The following is a 25151-nucleotide window of genomic DNA, read 5'->3' as shown; positions in this document are numbered from 1 at the left end:
CACATCCAGAAATTGGATGGAGTGGAATCTTCTCTTTTACGATAGGCCCGCCAAACGGGAGCTCGGGCCGCGCAAGCGGCCCTTTCATTTGGCGGCCCTTCTAATCCAGTAAGCCTCGGCTTACTTGTAAGGTTGACGCGGGGTGGAGCAGCCCGGTAGCTCGTCAGGCTCATAACCTGAAGGTCACAGGTTCAAATCCTGTCCCCGCAACCAAATCAAAAGGCCCGCCTCGTGCGGGCCTTTTTGTATCCGCTGCCGGTTGGACTGGTTCAACCACCGCCGCCTGCCCTAGTATTTCGATCTGCGCGAAGCAGCCAGCTCCCATCAGCCAGGAGACTTATCCAATGCCGCTCGAATGCATAAATCCCAGTGATCTGCCGGTGCCGGAAATCTACAGCCAGGTCGTCATCGCGACAGGAAGCAAGCTGGTGTTCGTCTCGGGCCAACAGCCGGAAGACATACACGGCAAGCTCGTTGGCTATGGTGATTTCGCGATCCAGGCGCGCCTGGCGTTCGGGAATCTTGGCCGCGCGCTTGCTGCCGTCGGCGCTCGGCCTGAGCACGTCTGCAAGATCACAATTTACATCGTCGATTACAAACGCGACGAACACGTGCCGATCATCGAACAGGCCCAGATCGAGTTGTTCGGGGAGCACAAGCCAGCAAACGTGGTGGTCGGCATAGCTGTGATGTCTCCTGGCTACCTGATAGAGGTCGATGCGATCGCGGTCATCGACTCCTAGGGCTAAGTGAGGACGCGTAAAGCCGCCAAAGCGGCCTGAAGCGAACATCCTTTTCTGCCGCCTGCCGAAGCCGCTTGTCAGCGGTCTGCTCGACCTCGGGTTTCACTTCTACCACGACCGCTGGGAGCCAGGCATCGTCCGCTTTGTGACCTCGTTTTCGACCACGACCGAAGACGTCGCCGATCTGGCCGGAGCGGCGTCATCGCTGCAGCATGGCAGGAAATCCGCCTCGACCGCATAGCGCCAACCAGCGTTATCAGTAAGGTTTGGCTTACTTTCTGATCCTGGCTCAGATCCAAAAACGGCCCGCTCTGTGCGGGCCGTTTTCGTTTGTGTCCGTTGCCACTCAATTCCGCAACGATGCCTGATAGATCAGCGAGGTCCAGCTATTGCTGGAAGCGAGGTGGCAATAGAGCAGCGCCAGCGCGCCGGATTTCCTCAGATCGAGAAATGCCTCGTCGCTCAATTTGTTGAAGGCCGGCTCGTCGATCACCTGGAAGTCGGTGAGGTTGAGGGTCTCGCCGCCTTCCAGCGTCACCTTGCTCTGGCGCGGCGCGAACAGGCCGTGCGCGTCGATCTTGTCGATCATGGCGCGCGTGGCGTTGAAGTCGGTCTGGAACTGGCTGCAGAAGGCGAGCGCCTGTTTCGAGGCCTCGGCTGGCTCATTGCCGTCGAAGAAGGGCGCGATCTTGCCGCCGTCTGCGCGCGATGATGCCTGATCAACGACGCGATCGCTGGTGCGGTCGACGCACAGTGTCAGCCGGCCGGTCGTCTTCGATTCATCGGCGAGGATGAAGGGATAGCGGCGGACATAGGCGGGAATGTAATGCGGCTCCGCCCATTTGCCGTCGGCGCCGACGAACAGGTTCTGGTCCTGGCGCAGGCCCGTGATGATAACAGGCGCCCTGGCGGCGCCAATAAAGACGATGGGGTAGGAGCGCATCGCCGCCGGCATCTCCGAGGCGACCACGGGTATTGCGTGCGCGGTGCGGGCAAAGGAGAAATCGGCCCGCGCGGTCAGGCCAAGCGAACTGTGCCGTGCCGGATTGAGCGCCTCGGGCTTTGCGTAGAACAATGGCAACGCGTTGACCGCCGGGGCCGGGGCCGTCTCCTGTTTCGCATCGGTCATCGTCGTTGCTCTCCTCTTGCGCCCAACCCGGGTTTAGGCCCGCAGCGGCTAGGGTGCAATGTGCCGCCAGCGCCTATGGGCAGCTTGTCGCCGAGCGGCGACATTGGCGGGCAAGGGAGGCGATTCAAGGCGAGCGAGCGGCACGGCATCGGCTGACGCAAAGCCCTGCCGCATCACCTCACACGTGCTTGCGGCCGCCGCTCGCGCGGAACCAGCTGTCGGGGTAGGGATACCACCAGTCCTGGATTGCCGGCTTGTGGTCGATGATCACCATCTTCGAGCGGCGGAAGGCATCGAGCCCCTGGCGGCCGAGTTCGCGGCCAAGGCCTGAGGCCTTCCAGCCGCCGAAGGGCAGGGCGTCATTGTCGATCAGCGGGTTGTTGACCCAGACCATGCCGGCCTCGAGCCGCTCGGCCGCCTCATGCGCCTCGGTAAGATCGGTGGTGAAGACCGAAGCGCCGAGCCCGAACGGGCTGTCATTGGCAAGCCGGATCGCCTCGTCGAAATCCTTCACGCGGCAGATCGCGGCGACCGGCCCGAAACACTCTTCGCGCACGATCGCCATATCGGGGGTGACGCTGGTCAGGATCGTCGGTTCGTAGAACCAGCCTGTGTTGTGCGCCGGCGGGATGCGGCCGCCGGTAACGGCTGTGGCGCCGTTGCTGATAGCATCGTCGACCAGCCGCATTACTTTCGCCCGGGCCGCCTCGCTGACCAGCGGGCCGATCTCGGTCTTGTCCATGCCGTTGCCGATGCGAAGCGCTCGCGTCTTCTCGGCGAAAAGTTCGACGAAACGATCATGCACGGAATCTACGACGAAGAAGCGCTCGGCCGAAGTGCAGACCTGGCCGGTGAGGTGGAAGGCGGCGGTGACGCTGCCGGCCGCGGCCACCTCCAGCGGTGCGTGTTGGCTGATGATCAGCGGATCGCTGCCGCCGGCCTCGATGACGCAAGGCTTCATGCGTTCGGCGCAGGCGACCGCGACCGCCTTGCCGGCGGCGACCGAGCCGGTGAAGGCAACGGCGTGGGTGCGGTCGGAAGCGATCAATGCCTGCGCGGTGGCGGCTGCGCCGGGCAGGCAGGAGACAAGTCCCTGCGGCAGCGAGCGGAACACCATCATGTAGTCGAGCGTGGACAGCGTCGTCGCCTCGGCCGGCTTGATGATGCAGGCATTGCCGGCGGCAAGCGAGGCCGCGACCGTCCAACACATCAACAGGATCGGGAAATTGTAGGGCATGATGTGGACGGAGACGCCATAGGGCTCGTAGCGCGCATACTGGAACGAGCCGGCCTGCGTCGTGCCGGCGACCTTGCCGGCATCGTCGCGCGCCATTTCGGCGTAGTAGCGGAAGATCGGCGCGCAATTGGCGATCTCGCCGATCGCTTCGGGATAGGGCTTGCCCATCTCGCGCACCATCAGTTCGGCGCAGCGGGTGAAGTCCGCCGCCTCGATGGCGTTGGCGACGGCATGCAAGTGCTTGGCCCTGCTCTTGGCGTCGAGTTTCTTCCAGGCGGCCTGCGCCTTGGTTGCGGCAGTCAGCGCGGCGTCGATCTCGCCATCGCTGGCCGCGGCGATGGCGCCAACCGTTTCCAGCGTCGCCGGGTCGATCACCGGTTTTGCCGCGCCGGTCATCGGCCGGTAGTCCGGATTGACGAAGAAAGCCGGCCGGTCAGCGGAGAAATGCATGGTTGTCCTTTCAGGTCCGCTCAGCGGATCATGTAGACCTTCTTGATTGTCTCATGGACGGTGCAGACGCCTTTCCAGTCCTGCGGAAAGAAGGCGGCCGTGTCCGGCTCGATCTCGATCACTTCGCCGGATTCATGGACATAGGTGCAGCGCCCTTCGAGGAAGTGGCAGAACTCGTCGCGGGTGACATGGCAGTGCCATTTGCCGGGGGTGCAGACCCAGAGGCCGCATTCGGAGCGGCCTTCCGGACCCTTGTAGAGCAGCTTGCCCGAAGTGTGGGACTCTCCTTCGATCATGGTCGGGATGACGCCCCAGTCGACGAGGTCGGTGATGGCGAGCGGCGATTTCATGATGGGCGTGGTCATAGCGATTTCCTTGAAAAAGAGCTCAGCGGCACATGAAGGCCTTGGTTAGCGTTTGGGTGACTGTCGAGGTGCCGGTCCAGCCGGCCGGGAAGAACACCAGCGTGCCGGCCTCGACCGGAATTTCTTCGCCATTCTCGTGGACATAAGTCCCGTGGCCGGACAGGAAATGGCAGAACTCGTCAGCGGCAAAGGTGACCTTGCGGCTGCCCGGCGTGCATGACCACAGGCCGCATTCGCTCGACCCGTCCGGGTTCTGCGACAGGATCTTGCCCGAGGCTCGCGGTGAGCCGGCCAGCGTGTTGCTGCCCGCCCCCCAATCCTCCAGTTCTACGGTCGAGGCTTTTGGCCAGTGCGGTGTCGGCATGTCGTGCTCCCTGGATTCTTGGTTAAGCATGATCTCGTCCGAAAACCGGTTCCCACTTTTCGGGATCAAGCTTCTCAAGCCAGCATGTAGACGTTGCGCATGGTCTCATGCACCGTGCACTCGCCAGTCCAGCCGGCGGGGAACATGACCACGGTCCCGGCAGCGACTTCTATCACTTCCCCGACATCCGACCGGTAGGTCGCGCGGCCGGCGACGAAATGGCACAATTCGTCGTGCGGGATCGAGAGGCGCCAGCTGCCGGGGGTGCACACCCAGATGCCGGCTTCCGGCTGGTTGTCAGGTCCCTTGTGAACGAGCTTGCCGGTCGAGTGCGAAGCGCCGTCCAGCGCATCCGGCTGGACGCCCCAGTCGACGAGGTCAGTGCGGGAGGAAGCCTGATAGAGGTGCGGGGCGGAGGAGGTCATGCGGATGCTCCGGCTGCGCGAGGCCTCACGCTGACATGTCGCGCCAGGGCACCCCCCTCTGGCCTGCCGGCCATCTCCCCCGCAAGGAGGGAGATCAGATGTCGTCTCGGCTTTCGCCAATCACCAAGGCTGCAGGGTGAGAACCGGCGGTGAAGCCGCCAATCTCCCCCCTTGCGGGGGAGATGTCCGGCAGGACAGAGGGGGGTGCTCAGGCTCGACATCGCACTCACAGCAGCGCCTCCAGCAGCCCGGCAGCCTTTTCCGGACCGTTCTGCGCCTGCATCTGCGCCGAGGTCTTGGCCAGCTTCGCCTTCATCTTCGGGTCGGTCAGGCAGGTCTCGATCTTGCTGATCAGCTGGGCATCGCTCCAGTCATAGCGCGGCATGCCGAAGCCGTGGCCGGTTTCCTGGACCCTTGTGGCGTTGTCGTGGCCGTCCCAGACGTAGGGCATGATGATGGCCGGCTTGCCGAAGTAGAGGCACTCGGTGAACGAGTTGTTGCCGCCATGGTGGATGACAGCATCGACCTGCGGGATGACTGACGGCTGCGGGAACCAGCTCTCGACAATGACGTTGCCGGGCACATCGGTATACTGGTCCTTGTAGCCGCCGACATTGACCAGCGCGCGGTAGCGCGTCTTGCCCAGCGTCGCGATGATGCGCTTCAACAAATCGACGTCGCCGGCGCCGAGGCTGCCGAAGGAGACATAGAGCAGCGGCCCGTCATTGTTCTCGGCGAAGGTCGGTATTGCGTAGGGTTTCTCCTGCCGGACGCAGCCTTCCAGATACTGGAACTTCGCCGGGTCGAGCGGGTCTCGGCGCTTGAATTTTGCCGCTTCGGGGTAGAGCAGCAGATTGAGATAGGGCGAGGCCTCGAAGAACTGACCGATCGGATAGGGCGCCTCGTTGTTGGCGGTGAGGAAGGCGTTGAAGTCGTCATGGATCGGCTTGATCACCGCGTTGAAGTGATCGCGGTAGCGCTGATGGCCGACATGGTCGTTCTCGCCGCAGCCCGAGAGATGCGGCGGGATGTCCTCATCCTCGATCTCGTTTTCGGAGCAGGAGATGACGCGCACCCACGGCTTGCCGAACTGTTTTATGCCCGGGAACAGGATGACATTGTCGACGCAGATGACGTCCGGCTTTATGGCGGCCAGAACGCGCGGCAGATCCTTCTGCGCCCATTTGGCGCTGTCGACGATCGCCGTCCAGCAATCCTTCACATAATTGTCGACCTGGTCGTAGGGCGACTTGCGGAAGTTCGGGATGTGGCCGTTGATAAAGTCTTCCCAGAATTTCGCCATCTGCTCGGGCGGCATCGGCTCCGACAGGTTCACCGGATGCGCCTCGAAGCCGTAGCCCTTGTAGACATCGACGAAGCCGGGATCGGACAGGAACACAGCCTTGTGGCCGCGTGCCTCGACGGCTTGCGCGATGCCGACGGAATTGAGCGCCGGGCCGTAGGCCGCTTCGGGAAAAAACGCGATCGTCTTCTGCGCCATCAGGCTTCTCCTATTCTGCGAAAATTCTGACATCGGCAGCGTCCCAGCCGAGTTCGACCTGGTCGCCCGACGCGACCGGCCGGCGGTCTGCCGCATCGGCAGTGACACGTACCAGGAAAGGTTTCGGCGACAGGGCAGTGCGGACATGCAACTGCAGGTCCAGCCCATGATAGGCCAGCGCCTCGACCGTGCCCGTGGTGCGGTTGGCGGTCTCGGCTGAGGGGAACAATCGGATGCGCTCGGGCCGTACCGAGGCGACAGCGGAAGCACCGGCCGAAAGCGTTGCGGGAACCTTGCCCGTGATGTGTGCGCCGTTCGCCGCTATCACGCCGTCGGCTGATGCCTTGCTCGGCACGAAATTCATCACGCCGATGAAGTCGGCGACGAAACGGTCGGCGGGGTGTTCGTAGATCGCGTGCGGCGTGTCGCATTGCAGCAGTCTGCCGTCTTTCAGCACCGCCATGCGGTCAGCCATGACAAGCGACTCCTCCTGATCATGGGTGACGATGACGAAGGTGATGCCGACCTCGTGCTGCAAGCGCTTCAGTTCCAGCTGCATGGCGCCGCGCAGCTTCTTGTCGAGCGCGCCGAGCGGCTCGTCGAGCAGCAGCAGGCGGGGCCGCTTGACCAGGGCGCGGGCGAGCGCAACGCGCTGCTTCTGGCCGCCCGACAACTGCTCCGGCTTGCGGTCGGCGAACGGGACGAGTTCGGTGGTCGCCAGAATGGCGTCAACGCGGGAGCGAATTTCAGCCGCCGGCAGGCGCTCCATCTCCAGGCCGTAGGAGACATTGGCGCGAACGCTCATATGCGGGAACAGCGCGTAGGACTGGAACATCAGATTGACCGGCCGCTTGTTGGGCGGGGTGCGGGCGATGTCCTTGCGATCGAGTAGGATGCGTCCGTCCGTGGGCGTCTCGAAGCCAGCCAGCATGCGCAACAGCGTGGTCTTGCCGCAGCCGGAGGGACCAAGCAGGGCGAAGAACTCGTTTTCCCTGATATCGAGCGAGATACCGTCGACGGCGGTGACGCGGCCGAAATTCTTCGACACGTTGTCGATGGCGAGCAGCGTGCGCGGTTCGCTCATTGGCCGATGATCCCACGGTTGAGCCGCTGCGACAGGGTGAGCGCGGTGATCGAAACCGCCATGACGATGGTCGCCAGTGCGTTGATCTCCGGCGTGATGCCGAAGCGGATCATGGCGTAGATCTGCATCGGCAGCGTGGTCGAGGCGCGGCCGGCGCCGGCGGTGAAGAAGGCGATGATGAACTCGTCGACCGAGAGCGTGAAGGCAAGCAGGGCGCCGGCGATCACCGCCGGCGCGATGACCGGCAAGGTCACGCGCCGGAAGGTGGTGATGGCCGAGGCGCCGAGATCGGCGGAGGCCTCGACGATCGACCAGTCGAAACTCTTCAGCCTTGCACGCACCACCGAGCAGACGAAGGCGAGGTTGAAGACGACATGGGCGAGGATGATGGTGTGCAGGCCCATGGTCAGGTTGAGCATGGAAAAGAACGACAGCAGCGCGATCGCCAGCACGATGTCGGGGATGATCATCGGCGCGAAGATCAGGGCTTCGAGCCCCTTGCCGTATTGCCGGCGCATCTCGACGCCGATGGCCAGCAGCGTGCCGAGCAGCGTGGCGATGGCCGTTGAAACCAGCGCCACGATCAGCGTGTTGAGCGCGGCGGACAGGATCGCGGAATTACTGGCCAGAGAAATGTACCATTTCAGCGAAAAGCCCGACCACGCCGTCGGCAGCCCGCCTTCGTTGAAGGACAGCGCCACCAGCACGGCGATCGGGATGTAGAGGAAGGCGAAGACGAGAATCAGGATCGTCCGCATGCCGAGCGTACGGGTGAAGGAATGGGTCATCGCTAGCCTCCGACAATTGGGAGGCTAGCGAACGACCAGAGTCCTTCTCCCCGTTCACGGGGAGAAGATGCCGGCAGGCAGATGAGGGGCAGCGCTGAGCGTCGCAAAGGTTGACGCGGCCCCTCATCCGCCCCTTCGGGGCACCTTCTCCCCGTGAACGGGGAGAAGGCAAGGATCGCGCCGCGCTCAGCCATCGGCGTCACCCTTTGCCTCAGCCGCACGCCCCGAGGCGCGGTCGGCGGCGAGCGCCTGCGCCATCAGCACCAGAAGCATGATGGCGATCAGCGCCATGGCAAGCGCTGCGCCGAACGGCCAGTCGTTGGCGGTCAGGAACTGATCGTAGACAAGGTTGCCGATCATCTGGAAACGCCCGCCGCCAAGCAGTGCCGGGGTGACGAAATTGCCGATCGACAGCACGAAGACGAAGACGGCGCCGGCCGCAATGCCCGGCACGGTCAGCGGCAGGATGACACGGCGGAAGGTGGTCGCTGCCGACGCGCCGAGATCGCGCGAGGCCTCCGCGAGTTCCGGGTTGAGCCGCGACAGCGGCGCGTAGCAGGCGAGGATGACGAAGGGGAGGTAGTTGTAGACTAGGCCGGCGATGACGGCGCCTTCGGTGTAGAGCATCGATGGCGGCTCGCCGGTGTAGCCGAACCAGCGCAACAGCTGCGTGATCAGACCTTCGCGGTTAAGCAGCACGATCCAGGCATAGGTGCGGATCAGATAGTTGGACCAGAACGGCAGCACGGCGAAGAACAGGAAGATTGGCTGCCACCGGCGCGGGGCGGCCGCGATCGCATAGGCGGCGGCATAGCCGATCACCACCGCGATCAGGGTCGCGGTGCCGGCGATGCGCGCCGAATTGAGGAAAATGCCGGCATAGAGCGGGTCGAAGACCAGGCCGAAATTTTCCAGCGTAAAGGTGTAGTCGATGCCGCCATAGATGCCGCGCCGGAAGAAGGCGAGCGCCAGCACCAGCGCACATGGAATAACCATCAGCGCAGTCAGCCAGACCAGCGCCGGGGCCATCAGCAAGGAGGAACGAAGTCGGGTCTGGGACAATTCTTCAGGTACCGCTCAGGACCGGCAGCAGAAGCACCGCCGGCCGTGATGTCTGCGCCGCTTACTGCGCGGCCTTGATCTCGCTGACGATCTTGGAATAGTCGCGCTGGGCTTCGCCGACGTCACGCAGCTGTTCGAACTTGACGAGGTCGGCCACCGGCATCGCCATATTGGGGAATTTGGCCAGGAAGTCGGCCGGCAGGCTTTCCATGGCCGGCTTGTTCGGCACCTTGTAATCAATGTTCTGTGCCGCCCAGGCGTGGTTCTTGGCGTCGAGCATGAAGTTGATGAACTTGAAAGCGTCGTCCTTGTGCTCGGACGCCTTCATCACCACCATCGTGTCGACCCAGAGATCCGAGCCCTCTTTCGGGATGACGTATTTGATCTCGGGCTTGTCGGCGATGCCGTAATTGCACCAGCCGTCCCAGGCCTGCACCATCAGCGCCTCGCCGGACACCAGCTTGGAGTAGAAGGTGGTGTCGTCATAGGCGAGCAGGGTTTTCTTGGCCGAGATCAAGAGGTCCTTGACCTCGGCCATCTTGGCCGGGTCGGTCTCGTTGACCGAATAGCCCTTGTCCAACTGCCCGGCGGCCAGCAGCCAGCGATCGGTCGCCAACATGGTGGTCTTGCCCTTCAGCTCATCGGAAGGCGCCAGCAGGTCGCTCCAGCTGGTGGGCGCTACCTTGACCAGGTCCGAGCGATAGCAAAGGCCTGTCGTGCCCCAGGTGTAGGGCACGGAGAAATTGTTGCCGACATCGTGCGGCAGCTTGGTCGCTTCGGGGTAGAGGTTGGCAAGGTTGGGGATCTTGGCGTGATCGACCGGCTCGGTCAGGCCGAGCTTGTTCAGCACCTCGGCGAAGGGCGAGGAGACGAAGACCACGTCATAGCCCTTGCCGCCGGCGGCAATCAGCTTGCCCATGATCTCTTCATTGGTGGCGTGCACCACCACTTCGCCGGAGACGCCGGTGGCGGTCTTGAAGGCGGCCATGGCGTCGGGCGCCATGTAGCCGTCCCAGTTGGAAATGACGAGGTCGGCGGCCATCGCCGGCGCCGAGAGCGTCAGAGCGAAGCCGAGAGCGATTGAAGATATATTGAGCGCACGGCGCCGCAGGCTGGTAGCGGTCATGGCAGACTCCCATTCGGTTTGATCGTCGAAATCATTTGCCGGACCAAAGCCGGCGACCCGCGCCGCTGCCTCGATCCTGTTCCCTCGGTCTTTTCTCGCCGATTGTGCTGACAGTACTATTGCAGAAAAAAGTACGTCAATCCATAATTTGTCGACCGACCCAGGAATCTGGCCGATTGCACCCGTTCCGGCAGCCGGCCAAACCAATGCGGTCACATTCGTATTCGGGAATTGTCATGCAAGCCGTAGCCCGACGACCTCGCACCAACCATCTCGATCTGGCGCAGCGCATCCTGGATGTGGCGCGCCAGCGCCGCTTCGAGCCCGGCGCGCGCCTGCCCGAACAGCAGATCGCCTCGCTATGCAATGTCTCGCGCACGCCGGTACGTGCTGCGCTCAGTCTGCTCGCAGAGCGGGGCGTGGTGCGCTGGGAGGCCGATACCGGTTATCATCTGGCGGTCGACCTCGCCGCGCAGCCGGCTATCGCAGCCGAGCTTCCCAACGCCGAGGAAGACGAGCTTGCTGAAGCGATCCTGCGCGACCGCTCGGCGCGCAGGCTGGACCAGACGGTGACCGTCGCGGGGCTGATGCGGCGCTATGATGCCGAGCGCAAGACGGTACTAAAAGCGCTCAACAAACTGACCGATGAGAATCTTCTGGACCGCGCACCCGGCCAGTCCTGGCTGTTCCGCCGCGCGCCCGACGATCCGGAGGCGCAGGGTGAAAGCTACGAGTTTCGGCTGCTGCTGGAGCCGGCAGCGATCCTGATGCCGGGCTTCCGGCTTGACGGCACGCGGGCGGCAGCGTTGCGCCAGGGCATGGAAGCGCTGTCGGCATTGCCGGACGCGTCATTCGACACGCGCGAGTTCCAGCGGGTGGACATGGATTTCCATGGCATGATCGCCGAGGGCTGCGCCAACCGCTTTGTGTCCGATGCTCTGGCCGACCATCTGAGACTGCGCCGGCTGCCGGGCATCTATGCCGGCGTCAATGTGTTCCGGCTGCGGCAATCGCTGCGCGAACACTTAGGCATACTCGACTATCTTGAAAGCCGGCAGTATGAGGTGGCTGCCGATCTGCTTCGCATCCACCTGCGGCTCTCCCGCAACCAGCGACCGCAAGCGGCCAGCCGCGGAGCTCCCGCACTGTTCGGCATGATCAGCCGGCCGGACTGAAGAGGAATAATTGACGCGTAAAGCCAGCCCGACCATCGCGCTGTTCCCCGAAGCCAGTTTCGGCGCCGCATTGAATTGCGTCGGTATCGCACAGGCATTGCGCGCACGGGGCGCCCGGCCCGTCTTCATCTGCCATGCCGGTTTCTCCGGCGTCTTTGCCGACTATGGTTTCCAGGAATACCAGCTGCCGACCGACGAGCCGCTGAGCGACAGCGAACGCCAGAGCTATTGGCAGGCCTTCGTGCGCCGGCATCTGCCGCATTTCAGGTTGAGCCCGATCGACCAGCTCGAAACCTATGTCGCGCCGACCTGGCAGGCGATCGTCGACACCGCGGTCAATGCCGAGGCGCCGCTGCGCCAATTGCTGGCGCGGCTGAAGCCGGATGCAGTGGTGCTCGACAATGTCATCATGTTTCCGGCGATTGCTGCCGCCGGCTGTCCGTGGGTGCGCGTCGTCTCCTGCGCCGAGACGGAACTGCCCGATGCCGAGGTGCCACCTTACCTCTCAGGGATGGCTGCCGATGACCCGAAACGTGGGGCGTTCGAAGCGCGCTATCTCTCTGCATCGGCGCCGGCACATGACCGCTTCAACCGTTTTCGCGCGGATGCCGGCCTGGCGCCTTTGCCCAAGGGCCTGTTCCTGGAGACATCGCCCGACCTCAATCTGCTGCTGACGCCGGCGATCGTACGGCGCGGGCGCGCCGAGCCGCTCGACCCGGATCGCTTCATCTATCTCGAAGGCTGCGTTCGGTCGGAAGGACCGTTCGAAGTGCCGGTGTTTCCGCGCAATGGCGGGCCGCTGGTCTATGTCAGCTTCGGCAGCCTCGGCGCCATGGATGTGGGACTGATCGAGCGCATGCTCGCGGTCTTCGACCGGCTGCCGGCGCGCTTCATCGTCAATGCCGGCGGTCTGCGCGACGCCTATCGCGCGGTGCCGGACAATGTCTATCTCGACGCCTGGTTTCCGCAGCCTTCGGTGGTGGCGAAGTCGGACCTGTTTATTCATCACGGAGGAAACAACAGTTTTTGCGAGGCGCTGCGGTTCGGCGTGCCGTCGCTGATCATGCCCTATTGCTGGGACGGTCACGACAATGCGCAACGCGCGGGAGAGACGGACGTCGGCGACCATATCGGCCGCGACGCCTGGACCGAAGGGGGATTGGAGAGAGCCATTCTCGGCCTGTTGGCCGACGACGCCATGCGCGCCCGCCTCAGGGACAATGCTCCCAAGATGGCGCTGACCCCTGGAACGGATGTGGCCGCGCAAGCCATACTCTCTCTCATAGGTACGTGAACCAAAATGCAGGACAAAAATACGAACACCGCTCTCTTCACCGGCAACGATCCCAAGAGCTGGCTCGCCCAGCACGGCATCACGGAAGTCGAGTGCCTGGTGCCCGACATGAACGGCGTGCTGCGCGGCAAGGCGCTGCCGACGGCCAAATTCCTCAAGGCGCTCGAAGACCGCGCTCTCTATCTGCCGAGCAGCGCTTTCCTGGTCAGCATCGATGGCCGCTATTCCGGCTCGATCGACGAGGGCTTTGCCTATCAGGACCCGGATATGCGCATGGTGCCTGACGTCTCGACGCTGTGCCTGGCGCCGGGCGGCGGTGCCGGCAAAGCCTATGTCTTCGCCGATGCCTTCCACATGGACGGCAGGCCATGGATGGCCTCGCCACGCCATGTGCTGCGCGCCGTGCTCGATCTCTACCGCCAGCGCGGCTGGCGCGCGGTGGTGGCGCCCGAGGTCGAATTCTATCTGACCGCGCCCAACCCAAACCCCGATCAGCCGCTGACCGCGCCGGTCGGCGCCAATGGCCGCGCCGAAGGCTCGCAGCATCCCTATGACATGGTGGCGCTGGAAGAATTCGAACCGGTGATAAGGCGCGTCTATGACTGTGCCGCGGCCGCCGGCCTGCCGCTCGACACGCTGATCCATGAATCCGGCACGGCGCAGCTGGAAATCAATCTGCTGCATGGCGACGCGGTGCCGCTGGCCGACCAGGTGCTGCTGTTCAAACGGCTGACGCGTCAGGCGGCGCAGCAGAGCGGCATGCACGCCACCTTCATGGCCAAGCCGATCGCGGCGCAGGCGGGAAGCTCGATGCACCTGCACATGTCCATCATCGATGAGAAGACGGGTGCAGCGCTGTTTGCCAACGCTGACGATACCGACACCGAAATGTTCGGCCACTTCATCGGCGGCCTGCAGAAATACGTGCCCGAGATCATGCCGCTGTTTGCGCCGAACGTGAATTCGTTCCGCCGCATAAGGCCAAACCACAGCGCGCCGGCCAACATCGAATGGTCGCATGACAACCGCTCCTGCGGCCTGCGCGTGCCGGCCGGTGGCCGCGCCGCACGGCGGGTGGAGAACCGGCTGCCGGGTGCGGATTGCAATCCCTATCTGGCAATCGCCGGTTCGCTGCTCGCCGGCTATCTCGGCGTCGAGCAGAAACTGGCGCGCTCGGCCGAAGCGTCGGGCAATGCCTACAAGATCAAAAGCACGCTGCCGAAAACCATGGAGGAGGCGCTTGATCGTTTCACCGCTTGCGAGCCGGTGCGGGCGCTGCTGGGCGAGGATTTCTTCCAGACCTATCTGCGCGTCAAGAGCGTCGAGCTCGACCTGTTCCAGAGCGTGGTGACGAGCTGGGAACGTGACCACCTGCTGCTGAAGGTGTGATCATGGCCTCCAGTTCAACGGGTTTCAATTCCGGTCTCGATATCGGCAAATCCTATTATGTCGCCACCGCCAATCCGGCGCCGGATCATCCGGCGCTGGTGGGCGATGTCGACGCCGACCTGGTGGTGGTCGGCGGCGGCTGCACCGGCCTGTCGGCCGCCCTTCATGCCGCCGAGCGCGGCCTGAAGGTGGTGCTGCTCGAAGGCGGCAAGATCGGCTGGGGCGCATCGGGCCGCAATGGCGGCCAGATGATCCCCGGCCTGCGCAAGGGCGCCAAGGGGCTGGTCAAGCTCTATGGGCCCGAGCGGGCGAAGGTGCTGTTCGACCTCGCCTTCGAGGCGCGCGGCCTGGTGCTCGACATCATCGAGCGCCACGCCATCGATTGCGATCTGAGGCTGACCGGCCATCTGGTCGGTGCAGTCAACAGTTCGGACCTTAGGGACCTCGAAGAAGAGGCGAAATGCCTCGAGACCGCGATGAAGTTTCGTGACGTCGAGATTCTGTCGGCGGCGCAGGCACGCGACAAGGTGGACACGCCTTACCATGGCGCGATGTATGAGCCGCTCGGCGGCCATATGCATCCGCTGAACTATACGCTCGGCCTTGCCCGTGCAGCCGTGGCCGCCGGCGTCGTCATCCATGAGAATTCGGTGGCGGTGAAGCTGGAACGCGAGCCTTCGATCCGGGTCTCGACAGCAAAGGGGTCGGTCAGGGCCAAGCATGTCGTGCTGGCGGGCGACGCGCTGCTGCATGGGCTGGAGCCGCGCGTCAACAGCCGGATTATGCCGGTCGGCAACTATATCGTCGCCACCGAGCCGCTGGAGGGCAAGCGCAATGTCATTCCGGCCAATGTCGCGGTGTCCGACACACGCTTCGTCGTCAACTATTACCGTATGTCGGCGGATGGACGCCTGCTGTTCGGTGGCGGCGAGCGCTACACGCCGTCGCCGCCGGCCGATATTGCGGGCTTCGTGCGGCCGCATATGGAAGCCACCTTTCCGCAGCTCAAGGGCTGCCGCATCGACCATGCCTGGGGCGGGCTGGTGTCGGTGACGACATCGCGGCTGCCGCATGTCGGGCACTATGGCGAGGTCTATTTCGCGCATGGCTATTCCGGCAAGGGCGTCATCCTGTCGACGCTCCCGGGCAAGCTGCTCGCCGAAGCCATCACCGGTGATGCCTCACGGCTCGATCTGTTCTCGACGCTGACGCCGATGCCGTTCCCGGGCGGAACGGCATTGCGCGGTCCGCTCTATGTGCTGGGCATGTTGTGGTACGCCATGCGCGACCGCATCAAGCATTGAGGCTGCGGAGAGACGATGGAGAGGTTTGCGCCGCGCTACGATGCGCGGGCAAGAAAGGTCTGGTAGTCGGATTTTGCCTGCAGCAAACGAAGGATGTTGTTGCGTGATCCGCGGATGTGCGCGCGGGTCAACTCGACGGCCCGCGCCGCGTCGCCAGCGCAGATGGCCTCGACGATCTCGAAGTGCTCGTCGCGGGCTATTCCCCATTCGTCCAGCCTGAGCAGTTCCATCCAGACATAGTGCTGGCATTTGTCGAGGATGCCGTTCAGCAAACCGCTCAGCATCACATTGCCGCTGATTTGAGCAATGGTGCGGTGGATGTCCATGCCGATCTGCAGTTCCTGGAACATGTCATCCGAACTGCGTGTCGGCAGCGCGGCCAGCCGCTCGCATTCCCGCACCATTTCGCGAAGGCGTTCCTTGTCCGCGGCCGTGACCTTGGCGGTCGCCAGCTCGGTCGCATAGCCGTCCAGCAATTCCCTGATCTCGAATGCCTCGCGGAACATATGGATGTCGAATTCCTTGACGAGGTAGCCCTGGCGCGGGCGGCCGACAACCAGGCCGTCCTGTTCAAGCCGGTTGAGCGCCTCGCGCACCGGCGTGCGGCTGACCTTCAACCTGATCGCCAGATCGTTCTCGGTGACGCGCGCTCCGGGAGGTAGCTGTCCGGTGACGATCATCGCTTTCATCGATCCGTAAACGGATTCGCGAAGCGTGTTCTTTTTTCTCGTGGGCATTGCGATGTTCCGTCTCCCGTACCGGTCGTCGAGGCCTGATCCAAAAGGCCTTGCGCTGACGAAGTCACGCCCGGACGGCGTGGCTGCGAACCCTGCGAAGACCAAGGTGCATCTTCCGCCATGGCGCGGCAAGCCTGTTGGAAAAAGCGCGATCTTTCAAGTTGACATCCGTTTTCTGAGCAAGTTACATTCGAAATTGTATACAAAATAGAATGCCAGATCAACAAATGGCTTCAGGGGAACACGACGATGAGAAAATCGAGAGTTGCCAGCGCGTTAGCTGTGATTGGGATAACCATACCTGTTGCACAGGCGCTTGCCGCAGATACGATTGCGGTGGCTTCCTGGGGCGGTACTTATCAGGAAGCGCAGGCCAAGGCGTTCTTCAAGCCGACCGCCGATGCGCTCGGCATTACGATCAAGGAAGACACCACCAACGGTCTCGACGACGTCCGACTTCAGGTAACCGGCAATGCCGTCAAATGGGACATCACCGAGCTTGGCGCGGATGAATGCGCGCGGGGCTCCAAAGAAGGCCTGTTCGAGAAACTTGACTACAATGTCATCGACAAGAGCGGGATCAATCCGAAGCTTGTGCATGATGACTGGGTTGGCATCTCCTATACCTCGGTCGTGCTGATCTACAGGACCGATGTCTTCGGCGAAAAAGGACCGAAGACCTGGGCCGATTTCTGGAACGTCGAGAAGTTTCCGGGCCGGCGTGCACTGAGCGGAAGCCAGGCGACTGAAACGCTCAGCGTAGCAGCGCTTGCGGAAGGCATCCCCATCGACAAGGTCTATCCCGTAGACGTCGACGGCGCGCTGAAATCCGTCGACAAGATCCGCGGGCATATCGATGCCTGGTGGACCTCCGGCGCCCAGGCCATGCAGTTGGTCAAGGACGGCGAAGTCGACATGGCAAGCATCTGGAACGGACGCGCCGGCACCTTGAAGAAAGAAGGGGCCCCGGTCAGCTTCTCGTTCGATCAGGGTGTGCTGACAGCAGACTGCATGGTCATTCCCAAAGGTTCGAAAAACAAGGACATCGCTATGAAGGCGCTTGCCATGTTCGTGAGCCCGCAACTCCAGGCCAACCTGCCATTGTATGTCGACAATGGGCCAGTGAACGAGAAGGCTTTCGAAACCGGCAAGATTCCGCAGGAGAGGATCAAGGACATCAATTCCGCTCCCGAGAACGTCAAGAAACAAGTTCTGCAGGATGCGGAATTCTGGCGCGACAACCTCGTGGAGGCCACGGAGAAATTCGACAATTTGATCCAGCAGTGAGCAGGCCAATCGATGATTGGCTGATCCAGCGGACCGACGCAGGTTCGATCGGCCGGCTGTCCGCTTCGCGCCGCAAGTATCCGAAGGAGCACTGAAATTGTCCATTGCGCGTTCGGCGCCGCCGATCAACATTCGAGGGATCGCCAAGCGTTTTGGCAGCGTGCCAGTCCTCAGCGACCTCAACCTCGATGTGGCTCCCGGCGAATTCCTGACGCTGCTGGGTCCATCGGGATCGGGCAAGACCACACTGCTGATGATCTTGGCCGGGTTCGTCCGCGCCAATGCCGGAAGCATCGGCATTGGCGGCGAGGAAGTCATCGCCAAGCCGCCGCACAAGCGCAACATCGGCATGGTGTTCCAGAACTATGCGCTTTTCCCGCATATGAACGTCTTCCACAACATCGCCTTTCCGTTGAAGCAGCGCCGCACGCCCGCGGCGGAAACGGCCGAGCGCGTGGAGAAGGCGCTTGATCTGGTGCAGTTGCAGGGTCTGGCCGACCGTGGTGTCGACCAATTGTCGGGCGGACAGCGTCAGCGCGTCGCGCTGGCGCGGGCGATCGTGTTCGAGCCGCGCATCGTGCTGATGGACGAGCCGCTTTCGGCGCTCGACAAGGGGTTGCGCGAACATATGCAGATCGAGCTGCGCAGCCTGCACCGCCGGCTCGGCATGACCACTGTCTATGTGACCCACGACCAGCGCGAAGCGATCACCATGTCGGACCGCATCGCGGTCATGAACAAAGGCCGCATCGAGCAGCTCGACCGGCCCGAAACGCTCTACGCCAGGCCCCGCACCAGGTTCGTCGCCGGCTTCATCGGCGAATCGAACTTCATTCCCGTCGAATGCCGCAACGACAGTGTCTGGTATGCGGCAAAGCGTGTTTACACCGCTTCGCCCTTGCCCTCGCCGGGGCGGCACTGGCTGGTGGTGAGGCCGGAAAGGGTGCGGCTCGCCGCCGATGCCGAACCAGTTGCCAACGCCAACCTGCTCGACGCCACGGTGCGCGATGTCGTCTATCAAGGCGACAGCTTCATCTGCTACGCCACGCTGGCGGATGGCCAGCAGATCGCGCTGCGCGATTACTGCCGTGGCGACGTGCTGACCCGTCTGCCGGGCGCCGGCCAACCGGTGCGGCTTCGCATCGAGGCGGAGGATGCGATCCTGTTGGCGGACGAGATATGAGCGCAGCACCCGCAGACCTTCCAGACCGCGGCGGCCTGAACGCGGACGTGCTGAGCGCCGACGCCCGGCGTGAGTCTTTGGCTCTGCTTGGCCTGTGCTCTCCCGGTATCGTCCTGGTGGGCATCATCATCGTCCTGCCGATCGGATGGCTGTTCTGGCTCTCGCTGTTCGACGAGACAGGAATGCTGAGCGGCGCGAACTACGCCCGCTTCGTCGAGCAGGCTTCCTATGTCAGGACCTTCATCACGACATTCGAGGTGGCGTTCATCGTCACCGGTCTGTGCGTTCTCCTCGGTTATCCGCTGGCCTATATGCTGTCGCAGCTGCCACGGCGCGCCGCCTCCATCTGCCTGATCTTCGTCATCCTGCCGTTCTGGACATCGGTGCTGGTACGCACCTACGCCTGGCTGGTGATCCTGCAGCGCAAGGGCCTGTTGAACACCTGGCTCATGGATCTTGGTGTGATCAGCCAGCCGCTGCCGCTCGCGCATAACTTCACCGGCGTCGTCATCGGCATGACGCACATATTGCTGCCGTTCCTCGTGCTGCCGCTCTACGCTTCGATGAAGGCGATCGATGCCGACTATCTGCGCGCGGCGATGAACCTCGGCGCACCGCCAACGGCGACTTTCTGGCAGATATTTTTTCCGCTTTCGCTTCCGGGTCTCGCCGCCGGCGTGGTCATCGTCTTCATCCTGTGCCTCGGGTTCTTCGTTACCCCCGCCTTGATGGGCGGCGGCAAGGTCATCATGTGGGCAATGCGCATGGAGCAGACCACCAGCCTCTATTCCAACTGGGGCGCCGGCAGTGCGCTGGGTGTCGTTTTGCTCGCCGTCACGCTCGGCTTGCTCGGCGTGTTCCGGTGGCTGTTGGGCGCGCGGGCGACCAGCGCGTGGGGTGCGCGATGAACGACGATCTCGGCCTGCCGATTTCGCACGGGCGACGGCTTTGGCTCTATACAGTTGGCGCCCTTGTGCTGTTGTTCCTGATCGTGCCGTCGCTGATCATCGTGCCGATGTCATTCTCCGGCTCGACGCTGTTGCAATTCCCGCCGGAAAGCTGGTCGCTGCGATGGTACGAAGCCTATTTCCAGTCGGTCGAATGGCGCGACGCGACGATTGTCTCGCTGAAGGCGGCGGTGTTGACGACCATGGTCGCGACACCGATCGGTGTCGCCGCCGCCTATGCGCTCAATTCGGGGGCGCTGCGTCTCGCCGGGTTCATCAATGCGGTGCTGACCGCCTCGCTGATCATTCCGGTTATCCTGATCGGCATCGGCACGTTCTTTCTCTATGCGCGCATCGGCCTCAACAACACGCTGACCGGCCTGGTGCTGGCGCACACGGTGCAAGCGCTGCCGCTGGTCGTGCTGACGGTCCTTTCGGGCTTTCGGTCCTACGACATGAACCAGGAGCGCGTCGCACGCAGCCTGGGTGCCGGGCGCCTGGCGGCCTTCTGGCAAGTGACCGTGCCGCAGATCCGGTTTTCCATCGTTTCCGGCGCATTGTTTGCCTTCATAACCTCATTCGACGAGGTGGTGGTGTCGCTATTCATATCAGGCGGCGAGACGACAACCCTGACGCGTCGCATGTTCAGCGCGCTGCGCGATCAGATCGATCCGACGATCGCCGCGATTTCGACATGCCTGATCGTGCTGTCGGTGGTCCTGCTTTCGGCAGCACAGCTTTTTGGCCGCAAGCGTTGGAGCATGACGCAAAAAAGTGGAATCCGGTTTTCGGAAAAGATCATGCTCAAACAGAAAGTAGAGGCCCATCCCAATTCCATCGGGGTGGCACAGGCTCGGAATTTTCCTCGGTAGATTGGACAGTGCATGCGTGATTTTCAGTTCCCCGGCCGCTCGCCGGTTCGTGCCACGGAAGCTATGGCGGCGACATCGCATCCGCTGGCGACGCTGGCCGCTATCGACATGCTGCGCTCCGGCGGCAACGCCATGGACGCCGCCGTCTGCGCGGCGGCGGTACAAGGGGTGGTCGAACCGCAATCGACCGGCATCGGCGGCGACTGTTTTGTGCTCTACTGTCCCAAGGGCGAGGGCGAGGTGCTGGCCTTCAATGGCTCAGGGCGCTCGCCCGCTGCCGCGACAGCGGATTGGTATCTCGGCAAGGGATATGCGGAACTGCCCGGAACCGGACCGCATGCAGTCACCGTGCCCGGTGCCATCGATGCCTGGTGCCGATTGCTCGAGGATCACGGCAAGAAGGGCATCGACGCCGCCTTGGCGCCGGCCATTCGCTATGCCGAACAGGGCTATGTCGTTCACGATCGCGTCGCCTTCGATTGGGCGGACGATGCCGCCCTGCTCGCTGCCGACGAACATGCCACGCGCATCTTTCTGCCGGAGGGAAAGGCGCCGCTAGCTGGCGATATGCATCGGCAACCAGAACTCGCGAAAACCCTGCGCATCATCGCGAGCCAAGGCCGCGTCGGTTTCTATGAAGGCGAGGTCGCGGACGATCTGGTGGCGCGTCTTCGCGCGCTTGGCGGGTTGCATGCGTTGGACGATTTCGCCGAGACGAAAGGCGACTACGTTCAGTCAGTGAACTCGTCCTATCGCGGCTACGACATCCATCAGATGCCACCGAACAATCAGGGCATGACGGCGCTGATCATGCTCAACGTGCTGTCCGGCTTTGCGCTTAATTCGCTGGAGCCGAACAGCGCCGAGCGGCTGCATCTGGAGATCGAAGCCGGCCGGCTTGCCTATCAGGACCGCGACACTTTCATCGGTGATCAGAATTTCGTCAATGTGCCGGTGGAGCAATTGCTGTCCGGCGCCTATGCCGACCGGCTGCGCGCCGCCATCGATCCGGCTCGCGCCATGACGCATCTGCCACGGCTCGAGCTTCCGCGCAGCGACACCGTCTATATCTCGGTGGTCGACCGCGACCGCAACGCGGTCAGCTTCATCAACTCGACCTTCGGCTCGTTCGGCAGCGGCGTCGTCGGTCCCAAGACCGGAGTCATACTGCAGAATCGCGGCAGCAGTTTTCGACTGGCGGAAGGCCATCCAAATCGCATCGCGCCGCGAAAGCGACCGATGCACACCATCATGCCCGGCATGGCGACGCGAGGGGGTAAGGTGGTGATGCCGTTCGGGGTGATGGGCGGCGGTTACCAGCCTTTCGGTCATGTCCATCTCCTCACCAACATGTTCGATTTCGGGATGGACCCGCAGCAGGCGCTGGATGCGCCAAGGGTGTTTTACAAAGACAATGCGGTATTGGCGGAGCGCGGCATCCCCGCCGAGGCGATCGCCGGCTTGCGCCAACGCGGTCATCAGGTTTCCATTGCAGAAGAGCCATATGGCGGCGGTCAGCTGGTGCTGATCGATTGGGAGAAGGGCACGCTGACCGGCGCCTCCGATCCACGCAAGGACGGCTGCGCGCTCGGCTACTGATCTGCACTACTGGTATGGGTATTCAGAACCAGATCAGCCAGACCAGTTGCAGGATGACCAGGGCAATGGCGTCCCAGAAAATGAGTTCGCCGGTCGAGAACCAGTGCCTCGACCGGTTGAAGCTGTAGAACAGCCGCCAGACCAAGACTGCAACGGCCAGAGGCACCAAAGCGAGCAGCGTGCTCACGGCAGTCGTGCTCCCGACACGGAATCGAACACATGCAGCGCTGCCGGCGGAAAACGCAGATGCAAAGGCTGGCCGGGATTGTAGGCGCTGTCATCGTTGACTGTCCTGACGATTAGCGTGTTCGCCTCGCTCTTGGCGAAGATCAGCACGTCCGGCTCGACCGGCTCGACGACATCGACGGTAAACCGGATCGCATCGGCGGCGGAGACGTCGACAAGCTGGATCTGCTCGGGGCGGATGCCGAGCGTAATCGGACCGTCAGGCTTTCCCGGCAACGGGCAGGTAAAGCCGCTGGCGTGGAAGACGCCGTCGCGGACATCGCCGTCGAATGTGTTCATCGCCGGACGGCCGATGAATTCGGCGATGAAGCGGTTGGCCGGTCGCCGATAGATTTCGCGCGGGTCGTCGTACTGGATCAGTGCGCCTTCGCGCAGCACCGCGACCCTGGTCGCCAGCGTCATCGCTTCTTCCTGATCGTGGGTGACGAAGACGAAGGTCTTTTTCAGTTCGCGATGCAGCCGCTTCAGCTCGGTGCGCATGTGGAGCCGCAGTAAGGCGTCGAGGTTGGACAGCGGTTCGTCCATCAGGCAGAGGCTCGGCTGCCAGACCAGCGCGCGGGCCACCGCGACGCGCTGCGCCTGGCCGCCCGACAGTTGCGAGGGGCGGCGGTCGAGGTAGCGGGCGATTTCGAGCAGTTCGGCCATGGCGCGCACGCAGCGGTCGAGCTCGGCGGTCGGCATCTTTCGGATGCGCAAGGGATAGGCGATGTTCTCGTAGACGCTCTTGTGGCTGTAGAGCGCGTAGTTCTGGAACACCATGCCCATGCCGCGCAGCCGCGGCGGCAGGTCGGTGACATCGCGACCTTCGACCATGATGCGGCCGGCTGTGGGACGTTCGAGGCCGGCAAGCAGCCGGCAGGCCGTCGTCTTGCCGGATCCCGACGGGCCGAGCAGGACCAGGAATTCGCCGGGCTCGAAAGCAAGGTCGAGCGCCTGCAACGCCACCGTCCCGTCCGGGAAGGCCTTGGTGACGCCGTCGAAAACAATTGCCATGCAAGATCCCTTCAACCCTTGACCGCGCCGAAGGTGAGGCCGCGGACGAGCTGTTTCTGGACAAGGAAAGTGAAAAGCACGATCGGCAGCGTCGCCACGATAGCGACCGCCGCGACCTGGCCCCAAAGCGTGCCGTGCGGTGTCACCAATCCCGGTATGCCGACGGTCAGCGGCCGCCCGTCGAAGGCGACGAGAATGAAGGCATAGAGGAACTCGTTCCACGACAGGATGAAGCAGAGCACGGCGGTGGCGCCGATGCCGGGAGCGGCCAGCGGTGCGACGACAAACAAGAAAGCGCCGAGCCGCGAGCGGCCGTCCATCATCGCGGCTTCGTCGATCTCCCTGGGGATTTCGGCGAAGAAGCCGCGCATCATCCAGACGACGAGCGACAGGTTGAAGGAGGTGTGGGCGATCACCACGGCATAGATAGTGTCGATCAGGCCCAGCGACGTGAAGAACAGGAACAGCGGCACGGCGATCGAGATCGGCGGCGCCATGCGCGTGGTCAGGAAGAAGAAGAACAGGTCTTCCTTCCCCGGAAAATCCGAGCGGGCAAAGCCGTACGCCGCCGGCGCGCCGATGACGATGCACAGCACCGTCGACGACACCGAGATCAGCACCGAATTGATCGCCAGCGGCCAGTATTCCTTGTCTATGAAGACGGCCGGATAATTGGCGAGTGTCGGCGCGAAGCTCCATTTCGGTACCGACGACAGAAGGTCGACGCGGTTCTTGAACGAGGCCAGCACCATCCAGACGTAAGGTGTCAGCGCCACCACCACGGCGACCAGAAGTACCGCCCAGGCAAAGCTCTTCCAGGCGCGGTTCGAGGATTGGTCGATCATCGCGGCGTCCTCAAAACGCCGCCGCCGGCTTGCGGCTCGACCAGTAGACGGCCTTGTAGAAGACCGAGCACAGGATCAGCACGACGAGATAGATCATGAAGGCGACCGCCGCGCCGTAGCCGAGGTCCCAATTGCGGAAATTGACGCGGTAGGCGTAGATCGAGACCAGCTCGGTCAGCGTTCCCGGACCGCCGCCGGTCATCAGGAACACCTTGTCGAATTCCTTGAAGGCGTCGATGCCGCGCAACAGCAGCACCAGCGCGATCACGGGCCGCAGCAGCGGCAGCATGACGTCGCGAAAAATCTGGAACGGTTTGGCGCCGTCCATCATCGCCGCCTCGAATGGCGCGCGCGGCAGGCTCATCATCCCGGCCAGCATGATCAGGGTGACGAAAGGCGTCCACTGCCAGACGTCGATGGCGACGATGGTCGGAAACACCAGGTCGGGCGCCGAAAGCACTGCGGCGTTCTGCGCCAGCAGGCCGACCTTCCGCATGTAGAACGTGAGCATGCCGAAATCGCCCTGCAAAAGCAGGCGCCAGATCAGCCCGACGGCGATCGGCGCAATCATCATCGGGATGAGCAGCAGCGTGGTCAAAAGCCGCTGGCTGGCGACGAAGCGGAAGATCAGGAAGGCCAGCGCAAAGCCGAGTAGAAATTCGAGCCCCACGGCGATGATGACGAATTTCAGCGTCAGCAGAAACGACGCCCAGAAGAACGGGTCGTTGCGCATCAGCTTGCGAAAATTGTCGAAGCCGACGAAGGCGCCGGCATGGCTGGCATCGGCGAAGCTGAGGTCGGTCAGCGCTGTGTAGACCATGTAGTAGAACGGGCCGACCAGGAAGACGACGACGAGCAACGTCGCCGGCAGCATCAGCAGCGGTCCCACCCCACGGTCGAGAAGCGGCATTCCGCGCGGCGATGGAGTGCGGTTCGTCACGGGCGTTTCCTGCGGACAAGAACGGCTACCCGCTTGTGCGGGTAGCCTCTGCGCGACATTTGAGAC

Annotated in this window: 25 protein-coding genes and 1 tRNA gene; 11 read left to right on the top strand and 15 right to left on the bottom strand. The window is 63.1% G+C overall.

Going from position 1 to position 25151, the window contains the following annotated elements; genetic code table 11:
- Window positions 1-136 precede the first annotated feature (136 nt).
- Together AC1D1B_RS28510 and AC1D1B_RS28505 are read left to right on the top strand one after the other, a co-directional pair.
- Window positions 137-213 (top strand) — tRNA-Met (locus AC1D1B_RS28510).
- A 131-nt stretch (window positions 214-344) separates the two neighbouring features.
- On the top strand, window positions 345-743 hold the full coding sequence (locus tag AC1D1B_RS28505) for a RidA family protein (RefSeq protein WP_477336468.1): 399 nt from the start codon (window positions 345-347) through the stop codon (window positions 741-743).
- Between the two features lie 346 nt (window positions 744-1089).
- Here the strand turns inward: AC1D1B_RS28505 and AC1D1B_RS28500 are convergent, their stop codons facing one another.
- From AC1D1B_RS28500 to AC1D1B_RS28455, 10 genes are all read right to left on the bottom strand, one after another.
- On the bottom strand, window positions 1090-1872 hold the full coding sequence (locus AC1D1B_RS28500) for a SapC family protein (RefSeq protein ID WP_477336466.1): 783 nt from the start codon (window positions 1870-1872) through the stop codon (window positions 1090-1092).
- Between the two features lie 178 nt (window positions 1873-2050).
- Window positions 2051-3559 (bottom strand): aldehyde dehydrogenase family protein, encoded by a 1509-nt coding sequence (locus AC1D1B_RS28495; protein ID WP_477336464.1) that lies wholly within the window; start codon window positions 3557-3559, stop codon window positions 2051-2053.
- 20 nt (window positions 3560-3579) lie between these two features.
- Window positions 3580-3924 carry a cupin domain-containing protein gene (locus AC1D1B_RS28490; RefSeq protein WP_477266744.1) on the bottom strand — a complete coding sequence of 115 codons (345 nt, stop codon included), beginning with the start codon at window positions 3922-3924 and terminating at the stop codon, window positions 3580-3582.
- A gap of 22 nt (window positions 3925-3946) precedes the next feature.
- On the bottom strand, window positions 3947-4318 hold the full coding sequence (locus AC1D1B_RS28485; RefSeq protein WP_477336462.1) for a cupin domain-containing protein: 372 nt from the start codon (window positions 4316-4318) through the stop codon (window positions 3947-3949).
- Window positions 4319-4362: 44 nt separating this feature from the next.
- A complete protein-coding gene (locus tag AC1D1B_RS28480) occupies window positions 4363-4713 on the bottom strand; it encodes a cupin domain-containing protein (protein ID WP_477336460.1) in 351 nt (116 codons plus the stop codon).
- A 226-nt stretch (window positions 4714-4939) separates the two neighbouring features.
- A complete protein-coding gene (locus AC1D1B_RS28475; RefSeq protein WP_477336458.1) occupies window positions 4940-6214 on the bottom strand; it encodes a glycosyltransferase in 1275 nt (424 codons plus the stop codon).
- A gap of 10 nt (window positions 6215-6224) precedes the next feature.
- Window positions 6225-7298, bottom strand: a complete 1074-nt coding sequence (locus AC1D1B_RS28470) for an ABC transporter ATP-binding protein (protein WP_477336456.1) — start codon at window positions 7296-7298, stop codon at window positions 6225-6227.
- The gene (locus tag AC1D1B_RS28465) at window positions 7295-8086 is read right to left on the bottom strand and encodes an ABC transporter permease (RefSeq protein WP_477336454.1); all 792 of its coding nucleotides are present in this window, start codon (window positions 8084-8086) and stop codon (window positions 7295-7297) included. The genes AC1D1B_RS28470 and AC1D1B_RS28465 overlap by 4 nt, the downstream gene beginning before the upstream one ends.
- A gap of 186 nt (window positions 8087-8272) precedes the next feature.
- Complete coding sequence (locus AC1D1B_RS28460) at window positions 8273-9115, bottom strand: ABC transporter permease (protein WP_477336476.1); 843 nt, start codon at window positions 9113-9115, stop codon at window positions 8273-8275.
- A 94-nt stretch (window positions 9116-9209) separates the two neighbouring features.
- Complete coding sequence (locus AC1D1B_RS28455) at window positions 9210-10274, bottom strand: polyamine ABC transporter substrate-binding protein (RefSeq protein WP_477336452.1); 1065 nt, start codon at window positions 10272-10274, stop codon at window positions 9210-9212.
- Window positions 10275-10510: 236 nt separating this feature from the next.
- On the opposite strand from AC1D1B_RS28455, the gene AC1D1B_RS28450 reads away from it, so the two are divergent.
- The 4 genes from AC1D1B_RS28450 to AC1D1B_RS28435 are packed head-to-tail and all read left to right on the top strand — an operon-like array spanning window position 10511 to window position 15436.
- Window positions 10511-11449 carry a GntR family transcriptional regulator gene (locus tag AC1D1B_RS28450; RefSeq protein ID WP_477336450.1) on the top strand — a complete coding sequence of 313 codons (939 nt, stop codon included), beginning with the start codon at window positions 10511-10513 and terminating at the stop codon, window positions 11447-11449.
- A gap of 10 nt (window positions 11450-11459) precedes the next feature.
- Window positions 11460-12743 (top strand): glycosyltransferase, encoded by a 1284-nt coding sequence (locus AC1D1B_RS28445; RefSeq protein WP_477336448.1) that lies wholly within the window; start codon window positions 11460-11462, stop codon window positions 12741-12743.
- 6 nt (window positions 12744-12749) lie between these two features.
- The gene (locus AC1D1B_RS28440; protein ID WP_477336446.1) at window positions 12750-14132 is read left to right on the top strand and encodes a glutamine synthetase family protein; all 1383 of its coding nucleotides are present in this window, start codon (window positions 12750-12752) and stop codon (window positions 14130-14132) included.
- Window positions 14133-14134: 2 nt separating this feature from the next.
- Complete coding sequence (locus AC1D1B_RS28435; RefSeq protein WP_477336444.1) at window positions 14135-15436, top strand: NAD(P)/FAD-dependent oxidoreductase; 1302 nt, start codon at window positions 14135-14137, stop codon at window positions 15434-15436.
- A 35-nt stretch (window positions 15437-15471) separates the two neighbouring features.
- On the opposite strand, the gene AC1D1B_RS28430 is transcribed toward AC1D1B_RS28435, so the two are convergent.
- On the bottom strand, window positions 15472-16173 hold the full coding sequence (locus AC1D1B_RS28430; RefSeq protein WP_181059760.1) for a GntR family transcriptional regulator: 702 nt from the start codon (window positions 16171-16173) through the stop codon (window positions 15472-15474).
- A gap of 249 nt (window positions 16174-16422) precedes the next feature.
- Between AC1D1B_RS28430 and AC1D1B_RS28425 the strand changes: the two genes are divergently transcribed.
- The 5 genes from AC1D1B_RS28425 (at window position 16423) to ggt (ending at window position 22061) form a co-directional block, all read left to right on the top strand.
- Window positions 16423-17460, top strand: coding sequence for an ABC transporter substrate-binding protein (locus AC1D1B_RS28425; protein ID WP_477336443.1), 1038 nt, complete (start codon window positions 16423-16425; stop codon window positions 17458-17460).
- A 97-nt stretch (window positions 17461-17557) separates the two neighbouring features.
- Window positions 17558-18643 (top strand): ABC transporter ATP-binding protein, encoded by a 1086-nt coding sequence (locus AC1D1B_RS28420; protein ID WP_477336441.1) that lies wholly within the window; start codon window positions 17558-17560, stop codon window positions 18641-18643.
- Window positions 18640-19551 (top strand): ABC transporter permease, encoded by a 912-nt coding sequence (locus AC1D1B_RS28415; protein ID WP_477336439.1) that lies wholly within the window; start codon window positions 18640-18642, stop codon window positions 19549-19551. Before AC1D1B_RS28420 ends, AC1D1B_RS28415 begins: the two co-directional genes overlap by 4 nt.
- Window positions 19548-20462 (top strand): ABC transporter permease, encoded by a 915-nt coding sequence (locus AC1D1B_RS28410; RefSeq protein WP_477336437.1) that lies wholly within the window; start codon window positions 19548-19550, stop codon window positions 20460-20462. Before AC1D1B_RS28415 ends, AC1D1B_RS28410 begins: the two co-directional genes overlap by 4 nt.
- Window positions 20463-20474: 12 nt before the next feature.
- Window positions 20475-22061: a gamma-glutamyltransferase gene (ggt, locus tag AC1D1B_RS28405; RefSeq protein WP_477336436.1), complete on the top strand. Its 1587-nt coding sequence runs from the start codon at window positions 20475-20477 to the stop codon at window positions 22059-22061.
- A gap of 22 nt (window positions 22062-22083) precedes the next feature.
- Here the strand turns inward: ggt and AC1D1B_RS28400 are convergent, their stop codons facing one another.
- Genes AC1D1B_RS28400 through AC1D1B_RS28385 form a run of 4 tightly spaced genes read right to left on the bottom strand, consistent with a single transcriptional unit; the run spans window position 22084 to window position 25085 of the window.
- Window positions 22084-22248, bottom strand: a complete 165-nt coding sequence (locus tag AC1D1B_RS28400; protein WP_477336434.1) for a hypothetical protein — start codon at window positions 22246-22248, stop codon at window positions 22084-22086.
- Window positions 22245-23300 carry an ABC transporter ATP-binding protein gene (locus AC1D1B_RS28395; RefSeq protein ID WP_477336432.1) on the bottom strand — a complete coding sequence of 352 codons (1056 nt, stop codon included), beginning with the start codon at window positions 23298-23300 and terminating at the stop codon, window positions 22245-22247. The genes AC1D1B_RS28400 and AC1D1B_RS28395 overlap by 4 nt, the downstream gene beginning before the upstream one ends.
- 11 nt (window positions 23301-23311) lie before the next feature.
- Window positions 23312-24145, bottom strand: coding sequence for a carbohydrate ABC transporter permease (locus AC1D1B_RS28390; protein WP_181059742.1), 834 nt, complete (start codon window positions 24143-24145; stop codon window positions 23312-23314).
- Window positions 24146-24155: 10 nt separating this feature from the next.
- Entirely contained in the window at window positions 24156-25085 is a 930-nt protein-coding gene (locus tag AC1D1B_RS28385; RefSeq protein ID WP_477266762.1) for a carbohydrate ABC transporter permease, read from the bottom strand.
- Window positions 25086-25151: the final 66 nt, after the last annotated feature.

The organism is Mesorhizobium sp. P2_C5_2 (assembly GCF_056404535.1).
The sequence above is the reverse complement of the archived record's forward strand: the minus strand, read 5'-3'. Positions and strand labels throughout refer to the sequence as shown.

Excerpts from the sequence above, each read along its gene's own strand:
- AC1D1B_RS28450 (WP_477336450.1), top strand. The coding sequence starts at position 10,511 with ATGCAAGCCGTAGCCCGACGACCTCGCACCAACCATCTCGATCTGGCG.
- AC1D1B_RS28455 (WP_477336452.1), bottom strand. The coding sequence starts at position 10,274 with ATGACCGCTACCAGCCTGCGGCGCCGTGCGCTCAATATATCTTCAATC.
- AC1D1B_RS28480 (WP_477336460.1), bottom strand. The coding sequence starts at position 4,713 with ATGACCTCCTCCGCCCCGCACCTCTATCAGGCTTCCTCCCGCACTGAC.
- AC1D1B_RS28470 (WP_477336456.1), bottom strand. The coding sequence starts at position 7,298 with ATGAGCGAACCGCGCACGCTGCTCGCCATCGACAACGTGTCGAAGAAT.
- AC1D1B_RS28500 (WP_477336466.1), bottom strand. The coding sequence starts at position 1,872 with ATGACCGATGCGAAACAGGAGACGGCCCCGGCCCCGGCGGTCAACGCG.
- AC1D1B_RS28465 (WP_477336454.1), bottom strand. The coding sequence starts at position 8,086 with ATGACCCATTCCTTCACCCGTACGCTCGGCATGCGGACGATCCTGATT.
- AC1D1B_RS28475 (WP_477336458.1), bottom strand. The coding sequence starts at position 6,214 with ATGGCGCAGAAGACGATCGCGTTTTTTCCCGAAGCGGCCTACGGCCCG.
- AC1D1B_RS28410 (WP_477336437.1), top strand. The coding sequence starts at position 19,548 with ATGAACGACGATCTCGGCCTGCCGATTTCGCACGGGCGACGGCTTTGG.
- AC1D1B_RS28425 (WP_477336443.1), top strand. The coding sequence starts at position 16,423 with ATGAGAAAATCGAGAGTTGCCAGCGCGTTAGCTGTGATTGGGATAACC.
- AC1D1B_RS28495 (WP_477336464.1), bottom strand. The coding sequence starts at position 3,559 with ATGCATTTCTCCGCTGACCGGCCGGCTTTCTTCGTCAATCCGGACTAC.
- AC1D1B_RS28395 (WP_477336432.1), bottom strand. The coding sequence starts at position 23,300 with ATGGCAATTGTTTTCGACGGCGTCACCAAGGCCTTCCCGGACGGGACG.
- AC1D1B_RS28460 (WP_477336476.1), bottom strand. The coding sequence starts at position 9,115 with ATGGCCCCGGCGCTGGTCTGGCTGACTGCGCTGATGGTTATTCCATGT.
- AC1D1B_RS28490 (WP_477266744.1), bottom strand. The coding sequence starts at position 3,924 with ATGACCACGCCCATCATGAAATCGCCGCTCGCCATCACCGACCTCGTC.
- AC1D1B_RS28415 (WP_477336439.1), top strand. The coding sequence starts at position 18,640 with ATGAGCGCAGCACCCGCAGACCTTCCAGACCGCGGCGGCCTGAACGCG.
- AC1D1B_RS28505 (WP_477336468.1), top strand. The coding sequence starts at position 345 with ATGCCGCTCGAATGCATAAATCCCAGTGATCTGCCGGTGCCGGAAATC.
- ggt (WP_477336436.1), top strand. The coding sequence starts at position 20,475 with ATGCGTGATTTTCAGTTCCCCGGCCGCTCGCCGGTTCGTGCCACGGAA.
- AC1D1B_RS28440 (WP_477336446.1), top strand. The coding sequence starts at position 12,750 with ATGCAGGACAAAAATACGAACACCGCTCTCTTCACCGGCAACGATCCC.
- AC1D1B_RS28485 (WP_477336462.1), bottom strand. The coding sequence starts at position 4,318 with ATGCTTAACCAAGAATCCAGGGAGCACGACATGCCGACACCGCACTGG.
- AC1D1B_RS28390 (WP_181059742.1), bottom strand. The coding sequence starts at position 24,145 with ATGATCGACCAATCCTCGAACCGCGCCTGGAAGAGCTTTGCCTGGGCG.
- AC1D1B_RS28430 (WP_181059760.1), bottom strand. The coding sequence starts at position 16,173 with ATGCCCACGAGAAAAAAGAACACGCTTCGCGAATCCGTTTACGGATCG.
- AC1D1B_RS28435 (WP_477336444.1), top strand. The coding sequence starts at position 14,135 with ATGGCCTCCAGTTCAACGGGTTTCAATTCCGGTCTCGATATCGGCAAA.